General features: G+C 70.2%; 16 protein-coding genes and 1 pseudogene. 1 reads left to right on the top strand and 16 read right to left on the bottom strand.

Annotated elements, in window-relative coordinates; translation table 11 throughout:
• Both FL583_RS39415 and flhA read right to left on the bottom strand, forming a co-directional pair.
• A pseudogene (locus FL583_RS39415) lies at window positions 1-794 on the bottom strand (hypothetical protein); the annotation flags it as partial.
• Window positions 772-2,853, bottom strand: a complete 2,082-nt coding sequence (gene flhA / locus FL583_RS39410) for a flagellar biosynthesis protein FlhA (RefSeq protein ID WP_142710034.1) — start codon at window positions 2,851-2,853, stop codon at window positions 772-774. The gene flhA and the pseudogene FL583_RS39415, both read right to left, overlap by 23 nt.
• Before the next feature lie 136 nt (window positions 2,854-2,989).
• Between flhA and FL583_RS39405 the strand changes: the two genes are divergently transcribed.
• On the top strand, window positions 2,990-4,228 hold the full coding sequence (locus FL583_RS39405) for an EAL and HDOD domain-containing protein (RefSeq protein WP_170324110.1): 1,239 nt from the start codon (window positions 2,990-2,992) through the stop codon (window positions 4,226-4,228).
• A 9-nt stretch (window positions 4,229-4,237) separates the two neighbouring features.
• Here FL583_RS39405 and FL583_RS39400 read toward each other — a convergent pair whose 3' ends face one another.
• From FL583_RS39400 to FL583_RS39335, 14 genes are all read right to left on the bottom strand, one after another.
• On the bottom strand, window positions 4,238-5,350 hold the full coding sequence (locus FL583_RS39400; RefSeq protein WP_142710032.1) for an EscU/YscU/HrcU family type III secretion system export apparatus switch protein: 1,113 nt from the start codon (window positions 5,348-5,350) through the stop codon (window positions 4,238-4,240).
• A gap of 3 nt (window positions 5,351-5,353) precedes the next feature.
• Complete coding sequence (gene fliR, locus FL583_RS39395; protein ID WP_205752866.1) at window positions 5,354-6,118, bottom strand: flagellar biosynthetic protein FliR; 765 nt, start codon at window positions 6,116-6,118, stop codon at window positions 5,354-5,356.
• Window positions 6,115-6,390 (bottom strand): flagellar biosynthetic protein FliQ, encoded by a 276-nt coding sequence (locus FL583_RS39390; protein WP_142710031.1) that lies wholly within the window; start codon window positions 6,388-6,390, stop codon window positions 6,115-6,117. The genes fliR and FL583_RS39390 overlap by 4 nt, the downstream gene beginning before the upstream one ends.
• A gap of 11 nt (window positions 6,391-6,401) precedes the next feature.
• Window positions 6,402-7,247, bottom strand: coding sequence for a flagellar type III secretion system pore protein FliP (fliP, locus tag FL583_RS39385; protein WP_142710030.1), 846 nt, complete (start codon window positions 7,245-7,247; stop codon window positions 6,402-6,404).
• A complete protein-coding gene (gene fliO, locus FL583_RS39380) occupies window positions 7,244-7,675 on the bottom strand; it encodes a flagellar biosynthetic protein FliO (protein WP_142710029.1) in 432 nt (143 codons plus the stop codon). Before fliO ends, fliP begins: the two co-directional genes overlap by 4 nt.
• Window positions 7,672-8,400: a flagellar motor switch protein FliN gene (gene fliN, locus FL583_RS39375; RefSeq protein WP_205752864.1), complete on the bottom strand. Its 729-nt coding sequence runs from the start codon at window positions 8,398-8,400 to the stop codon at window positions 7,672-7,674. The genes fliO and fliN overlap by 4 nt, the downstream gene beginning before the upstream one ends.
• Window positions 8,401-8,426: 26 nt before the next feature.
• Window positions 8,427-9,383 carry a flagellar motor switch protein FliM gene (locus FL583_RS39370; RefSeq protein WP_142710028.1) on the bottom strand — a complete coding sequence of 319 codons (957 nt, stop codon included), beginning with the start codon at window positions 9,381-9,383 and terminating at the stop codon, window positions 8,427-8,429.
• Window positions 9,384-9,459: 76 nt separating this feature from the next.
• The gene (locus FL583_RS39365; RefSeq protein ID WP_142710027.1) at window positions 9,460-9,924 is read right to left on the bottom strand and encodes a flagellar basal body-associated FliL family protein; all 465 of its coding nucleotides are present in this window, start codon (window positions 9,922-9,924) and stop codon (window positions 9,460-9,462) included.
• A gap of 82 nt (window positions 9,925-10,006) precedes the next feature.
• Window positions 10,007-10,909, bottom strand: a complete 903-nt coding sequence (locus FL583_RS39360) for a flagellar motor protein MotB (protein WP_142710026.1) — start codon at window positions 10,907-10,909, stop codon at window positions 10,007-10,009.
• 1 nt (window position 10,910) lies between these two features.
• Window positions 10,911-11,678 carry a motility protein A gene (locus FL583_RS39355; protein ID WP_142710025.1) on the bottom strand — a complete coding sequence of 256 codons (768 nt, stop codon included), beginning with the start codon at window positions 11,676-11,678 and terminating at the stop codon, window positions 10,911-10,913.
• The gene (locus FL583_RS39350) at window positions 11,678-11,959 is read right to left on the bottom strand and encodes a flagellar FlbD family protein (RefSeq protein WP_142710024.1); all 282 of its coding nucleotides are present in this window, start codon (window positions 11,957-11,959) and stop codon (window positions 11,678-11,680) included. The genes FL583_RS39355 and FL583_RS39350 overlap by 1 nt, the downstream gene beginning before the upstream one ends.
• Before the next feature lie 15 nt (window positions 11,960-11,974).
• Entirely contained in the window at window positions 11,975-13,174 is a 1,200-nt protein-coding gene (locus FL583_RS39345) for a flagellar hook protein FlgE (RefSeq protein ID WP_142710023.1), read from the bottom strand.
• Window positions 13,175-13,205: 31 nt separating this feature from the next.
• On the bottom strand, window positions 13,206-14,006 hold the full coding sequence (locus FL583_RS41350) for a flagellar hook assembly protein FlgD (protein ID WP_205752863.1): 801 nt from the start codon (window positions 14,004-14,006) through the stop codon (window positions 13,206-13,208).
• Between the two features lie 2 nt (window positions 14,007-14,008).
• Window positions 14,009-14,866: flagellar hook-length control protein FliK (locus tag FL583_RS39335; protein ID WP_142710022.1), on the bottom strand; the 858-nt coding region annotated here is incomplete at its 5' end.

Genomic DNA, 14,866 nt, shown 5'->3' with positions numbered 1-14,866 from the left:
CCGCCCGGGGTCCGCGCGTCCGGGCCGGGCGCATTCCGGTCACCTCGCGGGGCTCGTGCGGACGGCTCGCGGTCCGGGCCGCCCTCGGTCGGTGCCGGTGAGGCCGGCCGGTCGGACGCGGCCGGCGGGGCCGGGCGGCGGCGGGACCTCTCGGCCAACCGCACGACCGCCTGCTCCCGCTCCCCGACGACGTCCCCCACCCCGTTCAGAACGGGCGCCTCCCGCCCGGCGAGAACCTGCGCAAACCGCGCCGCACTCCCCGACGGACGCTCAGCCGCCCCCTCGCCCCAGCGCCCGGCGGCTGCCCCTTCGCCCCCGCGTCCGGCGGCTGCCCCTTCGCCCCCGCGTCCGGCGGCTGCCCCTTCGCCCCCGCGTCCGGCGGCTGCCCCTTCGCCCCCGCGTCCGGCGGCTGCCCCTTCGCCCCCGCGTCCGGCGGCTTCCCCCTCGCCCCCGCGCCCGGAGGCCGCCCCCTCGCCCCCGCGCCCGGCGGACGCACGCCCGCGCCCGACCCCGCGATCGACCTGATCGAGCTTCCGTTCCTGCTCCTCGGCCTGCGCCAGCAACCCGGCCAGCCCCTCCGCAGTAGGCGGAACGGCCGGCGAATCCGGCCGCGCCTCCTCCGGATCGAGAATGTCGACCGCGATCTCGAACCGTTGCTTCGCGAAGAAGCCGGCCAATCCCCCGGACCGCACCCGCTCCGCCGACACGATCCGCGCGGCCGCGCCGTGCTCCTCCTTGATCTGAGCGAGCAACTCCTCCAGATCCGGACCCTCAAGCAACAGCCGGGTAGACACCGCCCACCACCCCCACGGTCTCGATCTGGGCCGAGCAGCCCGATATCTCGGTGTACGACAGGACCGGGAGGCGCGGCGTCGCCAACCGCACCAGCCGCTGCAGCGGCAGCCGCAGCACCGGCGAGCAGACCAGCACCGCGGTCACCCCGCGCTGCTCGGCCGCGTCGAACAGCCGGTGCGCCTCGGTGACCAGCGCCTCGGCCCGGGCGGTGTCCACCCCGAGCTGGATCCCGCCCTCGCCCGGCCGCAGCGACTCCAGCAGCATCTGCTCGATCTGCGGGTCCAGCGTCATCACCGGCAGGCGGCCGTCGAACACGTACAGGTTGGCGATCGCCGGCCCGAGCGAGCTCCGGGCCGCCTCGAGCAGGCCGTCCGGCGTACTGCCCGCCTTCGCGGCCAGCGACAGCGACTCGAAGATCCGCACCAGGTCGCGGATCGGGACGCCCTCGTCGAGCAGCGACTGCAGCACCCGCTGGATCTCGCCCAGGCTGAGCAGCGCCGGCGTGAGCTCCTCGACGACCACCGGGTTCGACCGCTTCACCATCTCGGTGAGGTTCCGGACGTCCTCCCGGCCCAGCAGCCTCGACGCGTTGGTGCGCACGACCTCGGCCAGATGCGTGATCACCACCGAGGCCCGGTCGACCACGGTGGCGCCCATCATCTCGGCCTGGTGCCGCAGCTCGGCCGGGACCCACTTGCCCTCCAGCCCGAACACCGGCTCGTGACCGGCCCGGCCGGGCAGCGCCTCGAGGCCGTCGCCGATCGCCAGCGCGGTGCCCGGCGGCGCCTGCCCGCGCGCGACCTCGACGCCGCTGATCCGGATCCCGTAGCTGGACAGCGGCAGGTCCAGGTCGTCGTGCGTCCGCACCGGCGGCATGATGATGCCGAGCTCGAGCGCGACCTTCCGGCGCAGCGCGCGGACCCGGTCGAGCAGGTCGCCGCCGGACGTGTCGACGAGGTCGACGAGGTCCGGGGCCAGCGCCAGCTCGAGCGGGTCGACCCGCATCTCCGACAGCAGCGCCTCGGGCGAGTCCGGGGCCGGACCGGTCGGGGCCGCCGCCGCGGCCTGCTCGATCGCGTCCTCGGCCGCCTTCTGGGCCGGCGAAGGGAGCTTCTGGGCCATGAACAGCGTCAACCCGCCGAGCACCAGGAACGGCATCTTCGGCAGCCCTGGGATAAGGCACAGTGCCAGCCCGGCCCCGCCGGCGATCTGCATCGCCCGCTTCTGCGCCCCGAGCTGGGCGACGACCGACGTCCCCATGTCGCCGGACGTCGCCGAGCGGGTCACGATCAGGCCGGTCGACACCGAGAGCAGCAGCGCCGGGATCTGCGACACCAGGCCGTCACCGATGCTCAGCAGGCTGTAGGTGTTGACCGCCTCCATCGGAGCCATGCCCTTTTGCAGGATCCCGACGGTCATGCCCCCGACGAGGTTGATCGCGGTGATGACGATCGCCGCCACCGCGTCACCTTTGACGAACTTCGAGGCACCGTCCATCGACCCGTAGAAGTCGGCCTCGGCGGCGACGTCCTCGCGCCGTCGGCGGGCCTCACCCTCGTCGATCAGGCCGGCGTTCAGGTCGGCGTCGATCGCCATCTGTTTACCGGGCATCGCGTCGAGGGTGAACCGGGCGCCGACCTCAGCCACACGCTCGGCGCCCTTGGTGATGACCAGGAACTGGATGACGACCAGGATCAGGAACATCACCAGGCCGATGATCAGCGAGCCACCGACGACGAAGTGCCCGAAGGCCTCGATGACGTGGCCGGCGAACCCGTCCAGCAGCACCAGTCGGGTGGCGGAGATGTTCAGCGCGAGCCGGAACAGCGTCGCGACCAGCAGCAGCGCGGGGAAGATCGAGAAGTCCAGCGGACGCGTGACGTACAGGCTGACCAGCACGATCGCCAGCGACAGCGTGATGTTGGTCGCCAGCAGCATGTCGAGCAGGAAGGTCGGCAGTGGGACGACCATCATCACGATGATGCCCACGATGCCGACGGGGACGGCGAACGGCCCCAACGCCTTCAGGTTCACGGCGCTCCGCGAGTACGACGACATGCCCGATCCGTCGGGCTCCCCGCTGCCGTCCTAGCGAAATGTCCCATCGGCGGACGTCACCGGGGCCTGAGGGTTTCAGGTTTTGACTTGACCCGTTCGCGCCCGCGCCGATGTCAAGGACGTGCCTCCAGTCCCCGTGTCTGCCGAGCCGGTAGCCGACAACACCTGGACGCTCTATGTCGCGCGCCAGCCGATCGTCGACCGGGACGGTCGGCTGATCGCCTACGAGATGCTGTTCCGCGACGAGCCGGGCGCGACCACCGCGAGCGAGCGGGCCGCCGCGGCCACCAGCCGGGTCCTGGTCAACACGTTCGCCGAGTTCGGGCTCGAGCGGCTGGTCGGGGACAAACTCGGGTTCGTCAACCTGACCAGGGAGTTCCTGGTCGGCGAGCTGCCGCTGCCGTTCGCGCCGGAGCTCGCCGTCTGCGAGGTGCTGGAGACCGTCGAGGTCGACGACGAGGTGTACGCCGGCGTCGCCGCGCTCGCCCGGGACGGCTACGCGATCGCGCTCGACGACTTCGTCTGGGGCACCGCCCACGACCGGCTGCTCCCGTTCGCCACGTACATCAAGTTCGAGGTCGCCGGCGTCGACCCGGACGTCCTCACCGAGCGGGTGGCGATCGCCAGGCAGCGCAAGCGGGGCATCAAGCTGCTGGCCGAGCGGCTGGAGTCCGACGACGACTACCAGTTCGCCCGCGACCTCGGCTTCGACTACTTCCAGGGCTACCTGCTCGGCCGGCCCGAGGTGTTCTCGGCCGAGGCGATCACGCCCAACCGGGCCCGTCAGCTCGAGCTGCTGGGCATGCTGACCAGCCCGGACGTCGATCTGGGGACGCTGTCGGCGGTGGTCGCGGCCGACCCCGGCCTGGCCCTGCGCGTGCTCCGGGCGACCAACTCGGCCTCGGCCGGGCAGAAGCGCCGGATCGCGTCGATCCAGGACGCGGTGGTGATCCTCGGCCTGGAACGGCTGCGCCAGTGGCTCGCGGTGATGATCGTCAGCGACCTGTCCCAGGCCGGCGAGGCCGACCTGTCGATCCCGATGGTGCGGGGCCGCTGGCTGCAGAACGTCGCCAAGCAGACCGACCTCCCGGCCGAGGTCGGTTTCACGATCGGTCTGCTGTCCGGCGTCGCCGACCTGCTTCGGGTGGACGCCGGAGAGCTGGCCGACCATCTCCCGCTGACCGAGGAGGTGGCGGCCGCGCTGGCCGGCGAGGAGGGCGAGTTCGGCCAGGTGCTCAACGCGGTGCGCGTGTACGAGTCGGGCGGGCTGGGCCTGGGCCGGGTGCAGAGCCGCCGGCTCTCGGTCGCCGTGCTGGCCCGCAGCTACCTCGAGGCCGTCGACTGGTCGACGGCCACGTCAGCCGCGATCAAGTAAGAGCCGCGATCAAGGGACGTCCGCGTCCCCCGGTAGACCCGCGCGTCGGTTCGGCGGCAGCTTGTGCGTCCCGGCCGCCGCGCCCTTGGCCTTCAGCGACATGACGAACGCCAGCACGGTCGCCACCGCCGCGTAGAGCTCGGGCGGGATCTCCTGGCCGATCTGGCAGGCCTTGTACAGCGTCCGGGCCAGCCCGACGTCCTGGATCATCGGCACCCGGTTCTCGGTGCCCAGCGTGCGGATCTTGTCGGCGATCGTCCCGCTGCCCTTGGCCACCACCCGCGGTGCGCCCTTCAGCGGGTCGTACCGCAGCGCGACCGCGACGTGCGTGGGGTTGGTGACGATGACGTCGGCCTTCGGGACGTCGGACATCATCCGGTTGCGGGACATCGCCATCTGCCGGGCCCGGATCGCGCCCTTGATGTGCGGGTCACCCTCGGTCTTCTTGTGCTCTTCCTTGATGTCCTGCTTGCTCATCCGCAACTGCTTGTCGATGCGACGCTTGGCCACCGCGTAGTCGGCCGCGGCCATCACCAGACCGGCCGCCGCGGCCGAGCGGATCAGCCGCTCGACGGTGTCCACGACCTCGCTGATGATCACCTCGGTGGGGATCTGGCCGCCGCCCATCAGCACCGGGATCAGGTCCTTGATCGAGTAGTAGAGCACCAGGCCGAGCACGCTGCTCTTGACGATCGTCTTGATGCCCTCCCACAGCGCGTGCGGGCCGAGGATCTTCTTCAGACCGGAGAACGGGTTCAGCTTGCTGAACTTCGGCTTGAGCAGCTTCGTCGCGAAGTTCATGCCGCCCTGCGCGGTCGCCGCGCCGACGCCGGCCAGCAGCATGCTGAGCGCGAGCGGGGCCACCGTGATGAGCACGGTCATCAGCACGTCGTGCATCAGGCCCATGCCCCGGTTGGGGTCGGGGTGCTCGATCAGGTCGACGGCCTTGTCCAGCAGCGTCCGGACGCGCTCCATCATGTTCCGGATGACGATCGGCAGGATCATGCTGGCGAGCAGCATCCCGACCCAGGCCCCGAGGTCCGGGGTGCGGGCGATCTGGCCTTCCTTGCGGGCCTGTTTCTTCTTCTGCGGTGTCGGCTTCTCGGTCTTCTCACCGGACACGGGTCACGTCCTGACCACGGCCATCACGGCCTCGACGGCCCGGTCGACGACCTCGCCGACCATCTCGGGCAGGATCCCGATCGCGATCCCGGCCAGCATGACGGTGAGCAGGATCTTGGCCGGGAAACCGAGCGAGAACGCGTTCAGCGCGGGCGCGACCCGGGTCAGCAGGCCGAGCGCGACGTCCGCGCAGAACAGCACCGCGATCAGCGGCCCGGCGATCTGCAGCGAGGCCAGGAACATCTCGCCGATGCCGGTGGTGAGGACCTCGCCCAGCCGGGAGAGCGAGAGCAGCCCGGTCAGCGGGATCGCGTCGTAGGACGCGGTGAAGCCGCGGATCACCAGCGCGTGCCCGTCGGTGGCGAACAGCAGCGTGACCGCGAGCAGGTTGTAGAACCGGCCGAAGACCGCGGTCTGGGTGTTGGCCATCGGGTCGTACTGCATCGCGACCTGGAAGCCGCCGAACATGTCCAGCAGATCGCCGGCCATCTGGAACGCGGTGAAGTAGAGCGACGTGATGAAGCCCAGCCCGGCGCCGACGACCACCTGCTGGGCGGCGCTGCTGACCAGCGCGGCCCACTCCAGCGGCGGCGCCTGATCGTGCAGGCGGGGCGTCACCGCGAGCGCGATCGCCAGCGCCAGGAGCGCCTTGATCCGCGGCGACACCATCGGGTTCGCGAACGGCGGCGTGACGATCAGCCACGCCGACGCCCGCACGGTCGCGAGCAGCATCGTGACGACGAGCGTCGCGTCGAACTGCCAAGTCACGACCCGGAGAGCAGCGTCGGGATCTTGTCGTAGAGCTGGGTCGTGAAACTGACCAGCTCGTGCAGCATCCAGTTGCCACCCAGCAGCAGGGCGGCCCCGGCCGCGACCGCCTTCGGGACGAACGAGAGCGTCTGTTCCTGGATCTGCGTCACCGACTGGAACAGCGAGATCAGGAAACCGACCGCGAGCGTGCTGAGCAGGATCGGGGCCGTCAGCTTGGCGATGATCGTCATCGTCTGCAGCCCGATCTCGATGATCTGGGCATCCGTCATGAGGTGGCCTCCTACCGGTAGGACGCGACCAGAGCGGTCACGACGAGGCCCCAGCCGTTCGACATCACGAAGAGCAGGAGCTTGAACGGCAACGACACCATCACCGGCGGCAGCATCATCATGCCCAGCGACATCAGCGACGCCGACACGACCATGTCGACGACGATGAACGGCAGGAAGATGACGAAGCCGATGATGAACGCGGCCCGGAGCTCGGACAGGATGAACGCCGGGATGAGCACCGGCAGCGACACGTCGTCCTTGGTCTTCGGACGCGGCTTGTCGGCGACCTTGGTGAGCAGCGCGATCTCGTCCTTGCGGGTGTGCTTGAGCATGAACGTCCGGAGCGGCTCCACCCCATCGTTGAAGGCCTGGGTCTGGGTCTTCGTGCCCTTCAGGTAGGGCTGCACGCCCTGCTGGTTCACCTGCGTGAACACCGGCGCCATGATGAACAGGCTGAGGAACAGCGCCAGCCCGGCGATCACCTGGTTCGGCGGCACGGTCTGCAGGCCGAGCGCGTTCCGGACCACGCTCAGCACCACGAAGACCTTGGTGAACGACGTGCAGAGCAGCAGCAGCGACGGGGCGATCGACAGCACGGTGAGCGCGATCAGCAGGGTGACCGCCGTGCTGGGCTTCCCGTTCGGCCCATTGTTGACGTTGACCGTCACCTGCCCGCCCGGTGGAACCGGAGGAGTCGGTGCGGCCGGTGCCGCTTCCGGCCCGCCGGCCGTTCGATTCGATACGGACGACACCGACGAAGCTGAAGCCGGCGAATCGAACAGGGGAAACGGGCCGCCCAGGACTACCAGGGCGGCGATGAGGCTGAGGAGCACCATCCCCGCCCGGCGTCTCATCGTGGCCGGCTTGCCCGATCGCGGAAGAAGCCGATCGTCGCCTGCCAGGTCGCGGGGGAGAGCACCGACCCGCCCGCGGGCGCGTGGGCCGCGTGCCGGGCGGCGGCCCTGCTCCGGGGCGGCGACGCGAGCACGTCGTCGTCCATCGTCTCGGCCAGCACGTCGTCGAAGCTGGTCCGCTCGAACGCGGCCAACCGTGCCTCGGTGAGGTAGGTGATCTGCCCGTCGGTGACGCCGAGCACGAGCGCCCGGTCGTCGACCTTCACGACCGCGACCGACGACGTCCGGCCGAGCTGCTGACGGGCCAGCACGGTCAGTGCCCCGGCCGCCCGCCCGCCGAGCGGGCGCCGGACCAGCCGGGCCAGCCCCCACATCAGGAACAGCACGACGAGCAGCGAGAAGATCGCCCGCAGAGTCACCTCGATCATGACGACCCCGCCGGTCGTTCCGCGTCCGGGCTGATGATCTCGGTGACCCGGATGCCGAAGTTCTCGTCGATGACCACGACCTCGCCGCGGCCGATCATCCGTCCGTTCACCAGCAGGTCGGCCGGGCTGCCGGCCAGCCGGTCGAGCTCCACCACCGAGCCGGGCGCGAGCGAGAGCAGGTCACGCACGGTCATCCGGGTCTGGCCCAGCTCCGCGGTGACGTCCATCTCGACGCCGTGCAGCAGGTCCAACCCGTGCCGCAGCGGCGCGTTCCCGCCACCGCTGCCGCCGGAATCCGCGGTGCTGGTCACCGACGTGATCAGCAGGCCGATCAGCGCCCGGACGCCGCTGTCATCGCGGAGCAGTACGAACGCCGCGTCGCCGGACTCCGACAGCGCGGTCAGCCCGGCGTCCAGGTCGGGCACCGGGATGCCCTGCTCGACGACGACCGCGCCGAGCGTGCCCGCCGCCGCCTCGGCGACCGGCTGCAGGGCCTGGGTCAGGTCGAGTGCCCCCATCGGGCTCTCGGCCAGCGCGTCCACCAGGTCCTGGCTGACCGCGACGAGCAGCTGGCCCTGGGCCGCACCGGAGAAGCTGGCCAGCACCCCCTGGCCGACCAGGCCGCCGGAGTCCGGCGCGACCTGGGGATCGCCGGCCGTGAGGGGGTCGACCGCGGGCAGCAGCGGCAGCGCCGCGGTGGCGGCGGCGCCGACCCGCGCGAGCACACTCGCTGCGTCCGTCGTGGGTGCGGTCAACGCCTGGCGTCCTCTCTCGGGGGATCGACGACCAGGCACGCCAGCCGCGCACCGTGATTACCGGGGACGGCGTGGGCCAGGGCGATGCCGTTGGTGCTGACGGTCAGCGGCCGGTTGACCGGGTGGTCCAGCGAGACCACGTCACCGGGTTCCAGCGCGACGATCTGCTCCGGGTACATCGTCGTCGTGCCGAACCGCACGACGACCGGCAGCTTGGCGCCGAGCAGCCCGCCGGTGACGTTGCGCAGCGCCTGTTCCTTCGCGAACCGCTCGGCCGGGGTCAGCGCGAGGGCCTCGTCCGCCTTCTGCAGGGCGAGCATGACCGCGGCGAACGGCAGGCACATCGTCGCGATGCACTCCTGGCTGCCGACCTTCATCTCCAGCGACACGACGACCATCGGGTCCGAGGGCGCGGCGGCCTGGGCGAACTGCGGGTTGTACTCGATCGCACCGGCCTTGGGCTCGATCTTCTTGACCGTGTCGAACGAGTACCGGAACTCGCCCAGGATGCGGTCGAGCACGCCGCGGAACAGCACGGTCTCGATCTCCGAGAGCTGACGCTGCGGCTGGGCCCCGCCCGGGCCGCCGAGGAGGTGGTCGATGCAGGCCAGCGCCATGTCCAGCGGCAGCTCGAACAGCGAGATGCCGGGCAGCGGGTCGAGCGTCACCATCGTGAGCAGCGTCGGGTTGCCGATCTGGGCGATGTACTCGTCGTAGCTCAGCTGTTCGATCGAGACCAGGCTGACCTGCGAGATCGCCCGCAGGCTCGACGTCAGCAGCGTCGTGTACTGGCGGGCGAACGTCTCGTACGTCATCTGCAGCGTCCGCGCGTGCTCCCGGGAGAGCTTCGTCGGGCGCCGGAAGTCGTAGGGCTGCGGCCCAGCGCCCTTCGAACGTCGTGACGACCGGCCGGCGGAGCGGGAGGCGCCGGCGGGCGCGGACGACGAACTCACGTCGGCCCGATCGGTTGCATACGTCGAGTTCTGAGAGGAATGCGATGTATGTAATTGTGAACGGCGATAGCGGCCGTCACTGTATGACGAACTCGGTGAAATACACCGCCATTACGTACTCTTTCTTCTCCTCGGTGTAGGCCTTGACGACCTTCTCGGTCAGCTCGGCCTTTTCCGCTTCCCGCTGTTTGTTGGTCGAGAGCTCGGCTACCTCGAGGTTGCTGAACTGCGAGATCACGAGGTCCAGCGCTTTGCTCGTGTCGACCGTCTCGGCCGCGTTGGTCGTGGTCTGGAGGCCGATCGCGATCTTCAGGTAATGCCCGTCAGCGAGGTTGACGGTGATCGCGTCGGCGACGACGACCGCGCTCGGCGTCGGTTCGGGATGGGCGTCCGTCGTCCCGGACCCGGCGAAGAACGCGAAGTAGGCACCGGCACCGCCACCGATGAGCACGACGACCGCGGCGACGATGATGATGAGCAGCTTCTTGCTGCCACCCTTCTTCTTGCCTTCGCCCTTCGCCTCGTCGTCCTTATCTGCCATGCTCGACCCTCAGCCTCATTTTTCGTACTTTAATAGTGCGAATCGGTCTCCGTCGAGTGACTGGCGCTCGTGGCGGGACGTCCTAATCCGTCGCCTTGGCCGCCGTGGGGAGCAGCGACGCGGTGTCGTCCGGCAGGCCGGAGAGCACGATGATCTCGACCCGGCGGTTGAGCCGCACCGACCGCGGATCCCGCGGGCTGATCAACGGACGCGTGCCGGCGAAGCCGGCCGCCTCCATCCGGTTGGCCGGCATGCCCTGCGTGTCGATCAGATACCGCACGACGGCGCTGGCCCGGGCGGTGGAGAGCTCCCAGGCCGACGGGTAGTTGACCGTCGGCACCCGCAGCTGGTTCGTGTGGCCGTCGACCTCGATGTCGTTCGGCAGCGCCTTGAGCGTGGGCCCGACCGCGGACAGGATCTTCTGGCCGACCGGGCGCAGGATCGCGCTGTCACCGGTGAACACGACCGAGTTCGTGATGACGGTGACGACCAGGCCCCGCTGGTCGATCGTGAACGACGCGTCGCCGGCCAGGCCGTCCTTCTTCAGCGCCGCGGTGATCTTCTTCTGGGCGTCTTTGAGGTTCTGCGCCTCGGCCTCGGCCACGGTCATCCGCGACTGCGCCTTCGCGAGGTCGGCCGCGTTGACCGCCTCCTGGGCGATCTGCTTCTCCTGCGCGGTCATCTGACCGGCCGGTCCGGACCCGGCTGCCATGTCGATCCCGGCGCTGTCCGACGAGTTGTCCTGCAGGACCGAGCTCGAGCCCTGCAAAACGGCGTTCGTCCCGAACGCCTGGTTGAAGCCTTCCTGCAGCAGGATGACCTTCGTCGAGTCGACGTTGCTCATCGCGAAGAGCACCAGGAAGAGCACCATGAGCAGCGTCATCATGTCCGAATAGCTGACCAGCCATCGTTCGTGGTTGACGTGCTCCTCGTGCTCCTCGTGCTTCTTCTTGCGTCCGCCGCCGTGGCCCCCGCCGCCCGACATGTCAGGCGGCCGCCTTGGCGGGCGCCGGGTTCGGGAGCAGCGACTTCAGCTTCTGCGCGACCAGACGCGGGTTCGCGCCGGCCTGGATCGCCATGATGCCCTCGATCGACAGGTTCATCTGATCGACCTCGAGCTCGCTCATCCGTTTGATCCGGTTCGACATCGGCAGCCACATCAGGTTCGACGACAGCAGACCCCAGAGCGTCGCGACGAACGCACCCGCGATGACGTGTCCGAGTTTCTCGGGTTGGGCGAGGTTCTCCAGCGCGTGGATCAGACCCGTGGTGGTACCGATGATGCCGATCGTCGGGGCGAACGCGCCGAGGTTCTCGAAGTACTTCGAGGCGTTCTTGTCCCGCTTCTTCTTCGCTTCGATCTGACCCTCGAGGATCTCCCGGAGCTCCTCCGGGTCGGTCCCGTCCACCGCCAGCTGCAGGCCGTCCTTGAGGAACGGATCCTTGACGTCCTTGATCGCGTCCTCGAGCGCGAGCAGGCCCTCTTTCCGGGCCCGTTCGGCCAGCTTGACGATCACGTCGACGGACGCCCCGGCGTCGACCTTCTTCGCGGTCAGGCCCCCGATGAAGTTCTTCATGAACGCGATCGTGTCCGGCAGCGTGCCGCCGGTCATCGTCGCGCAGATCGCGCCACCGAAGACCAGGATCAGCGGCGCGACCAGGAACATCGAGCCGATGCTGCCGCCCTCGAGGATGACGGCGGTGAAGACGACGGCGAAGGCTCCGACAAGGCCGATAATCGCGGCTGGGTCCATCAGCGCTCCCGGCGGTGCAGTGGGACGACGGTCGGCGGAGCCGGCTCGTCCACGGCGGACAGGGTCGGGGTGTTGGTGGGCGAAACGGCCCGCTGGGCCTCGGCGATGACCAGCGCCCGGTACTCCCGGATCAGGCGGGCCACGTCGGCCAGCGACTCGGCGACGAGGTACTTCGTGCCGTCGACGAGCGTGATCACCGTGTCCGGCGTGCTGTCGGCACGCTCGATCAGATCCGGGTTCAGAGCGAATTCCTGGCCGTTGAGGCGCGTCACGATGATCACGTCAGGCTGCGCCTATCAGCGCTTGAGGTTGATCAGGTCGTTGAGCAACTCGTCCGAGGTGCTGATGATCTTCGAGTTCGCCTGGAAACCGCGCTGGGCGATGATCAGGTTGGTGAACTCGCTGGCCAGGTCGACGTTCGACATCTCGAGCGTGCCGCCCATGATCGAGCCCCGGCTGCCCCCGCCGGGCGTCCCCATCTGCGGGACGCCGGAGTTGACCGTCGTCCGGAACATCGACCCGCCGGCCTTCTCCAGACCGGCCGCGTTGTTGAACGAGGCCAGCGCGATCTGGCCCAGCGGCTTGCGCAGGCCGTTGGTGAACGACCCGACCAGCTGGCCGTCCTTGGTGATCGAGAACCCCTGCAGCGACCCCATCGCGTAGCCGTCCTGCTTCTGGGGGGCGACGGTGGTGGTGCCCGCGTAGTTCGTCAGGCCGGCCAGGTCGACGGTGATGTCGCCGGCCGCGCCCGGGAACGTCAGCGTGGCCGGGTCGGGTGTGGTGCCGTTGGCCGCGAACGTGATGTTGCCGCCGTCGAAGTCGGTGCTGCCGTCGCCGACCTTCACCGCCCAGGTGTTGTTGTCCGAGCCCTTGGTCAGCGTGACCGTGAGCTCGGACGCGTTGCCGGAGGCGTCGTAGACGGTGAGCGACGGGGTGATGACCGTGCCCTCCTTGGCGTCGCTCGGCAGGTTGCCCGAGAAGTTCACCGACGTGGTCTGCGACGGCGAGAGCAGCGTGTTGATCGGCAGCGACAGGTCGGTCGGCGTCGTGTTCGACGGGATGTTGCCGGTCTTGTCGGCGACCCAGCCCTGGACGTGGGCGCCCTCGTTGGTGACCAGCGAGCCGTCGGCGTCGAAGCTGAACGAGCCGGCCCGGGTGTAGAGGGTCTCCTGGCCGGTCTTGACCGTGAAGAAGCCGTCGCCGGAGATCATCAGGTCGGTGCTGCGGCCGGTGGTCTGGGCCGAGCCCTGGGTGAAGTTCGTGGAGATGCCGGCGAGCTGGACGCCCAGGCCGACCTGGGCCGGGTTGGTACCGCCCTGGACCGCTCCCTGGGGGGAGGCCGGCGCCTTGAGCATCTGGTTGAGCGTGTCCTGGAAGACGGCCTGGCTCGACTTGAAGCCTGCGGTGTTGACATTGGCGATGTTGTTGCCCGTGACGTCCATCATCTGCTGGTGGGCGCGGAGGCCGCTGATGCCGGAGAAGAGCGAGCGCAGCATGTCGTTGGTTCCTTTGCTCCGAAGGCGCAGGCTAGGCGCCTGTGGTGGCGCCTGTCGTGGTGGTCGGGGTGGCCGGGGTGGGGCCGGGTGGGGTGGTGGGTGTCGCTACGGCGGGTGACGGGCTGCCGGTGGAGACGCCGGTGCCGGTACTCGTGACCCCGGTCCCCACGGTCACCGGCGCCGTGGTGGCGGGCGCGGTGGTGGTGGGCGTGGTGCCGGCCGGTGCCGCTGCGCCGGTGGCCGGCGTGGTCGCTCCGGCGGTGGGTGCGCCGGCGGCGGCCGGGGCGGGCGTGGTGCCGCCGGGCGCGGGCGCGGTGCCGGGCGGCTGGGCGGCTCCGGGGACGGCTTGGCTGATCGGGGTGAAGGCGTCCTGCGGCTCGCCGTTGGTGGGGGTCAGCGCCGAGGTGTCGGCGACCTTCCCGATCCCGGTCAGGCTCGACATCGGCATCGAGACGCCGTTCACGGTGACGCTCGGGCTCGTCCCGAGCGTCGCCCCCTCGACCTTCCCGGTCACCGGCAGACCCTGCGGGCCGGTGTACGTGACGTCCTTGCCGATCAGGTTCGCGGCCCCGAGCGTCAGCTGCGCGGTGAGCATCTGCTGCTGCACCTCGGCCAGGTCGGTGAGCTTCTCCACGGTCGTGAACTGCGCCGTCTGCGCGACGAACTCGGTGCCCTGCGCCGGGTTCATCGGGTCCTGGTACTTCAGCTGCGCGACCAGCAGCTTCAGGAACGCGTCCTTGTCGAGGTCGGCCGACGGCGCCTTCTGCGGAGCCGCCCCGAGCGCGCTGGTCAGCGCGGAGCTGTTGCCTGACTGTCCGATCGGTGCCGTCATGGCTACACCTGCAGATCTAGAGCGTGGCGCCCCGGCGTCGGTGGCGCCGGTGGCTCGGTGTATCCGGGCGGGCGGGTCCCGGTCTGTCGTCCGCCGTCCGGGGCGCCCGGCTGCCCGCCCCGGCCTCCCTGGTTGCCCAGCCCCTGGTCGGTGGCGGCGAACTGCTGCCGGTTCTGCCCGGCCGGTGAGTCGTTGAAGTCGAACGCCGCTCCGGCGAACCCGGCGTCCTCGAGCTGCTGGCGCAGCTCGGGCAGCGCGGCCCGGAGCGTCTCCCTGGTCAGCTCGTTCGCGCCGCCGAAGTGCAGGTGCACCTGGCCGTTCCGGATCTCGGCGACGACGCTGATCGTCCCGAGGTCATCGGGGCGCAGCTCCATCGCGATCCGGTGGACGCCGTCCTGCGTCCGCAGCGGGATGACCTGGTCGGCGACCTGGGCCGCGGGTGGCGGTGGTGGGGTCTGATCCGGCGCGTTGGCGCCGGTGACGTCCACCGGCTGGGCGGCGTTGAGGTCGGCCGCGAACGGGTGGGTGATCAGCGTCGGGTCGGCGCCGGTCGGGCCGGTGGCCGCGCCCGTTGCGTCGGCGGCCGACGGGTCGTCGGAGGCGTCCCGGTCGGTACCGGACGCGGTTTCGCCGGTCGCGCCGGCCGGGGCGACGGTGAGGCCGCCCGGGCCCGGGACGTACCCGGGCAGGTCGACCGGGGCCGGTGGGAGCGGGGCACCGGCCTGAGCCGGTACGGCCTCGACCGGGGTGGTGACCGCGGTGGCGGTCGCGTCCGGTGGGCCACCGGCCGGTGGCGCGGTGCCGGTCGCCGCGGCGCCCGCGGCCCCGGTGGCGCCGACCCGACCGTCGTTCTGCCCGGG

Source organism: Cryptosporangium phraense, from assembly GCF_006912135.1.
GTDB classification, from domain to species: Bacteria; Actinomycetota; Actinomycetes; order Mycobacteriales; family Cryptosporangiaceae; genus Cryptosporangium; species Cryptosporangium phraense.
Note: the sequence above shows the minus strand (reverse complement) of the source record. Positions and strands in the feature narration are given on the sequence as shown.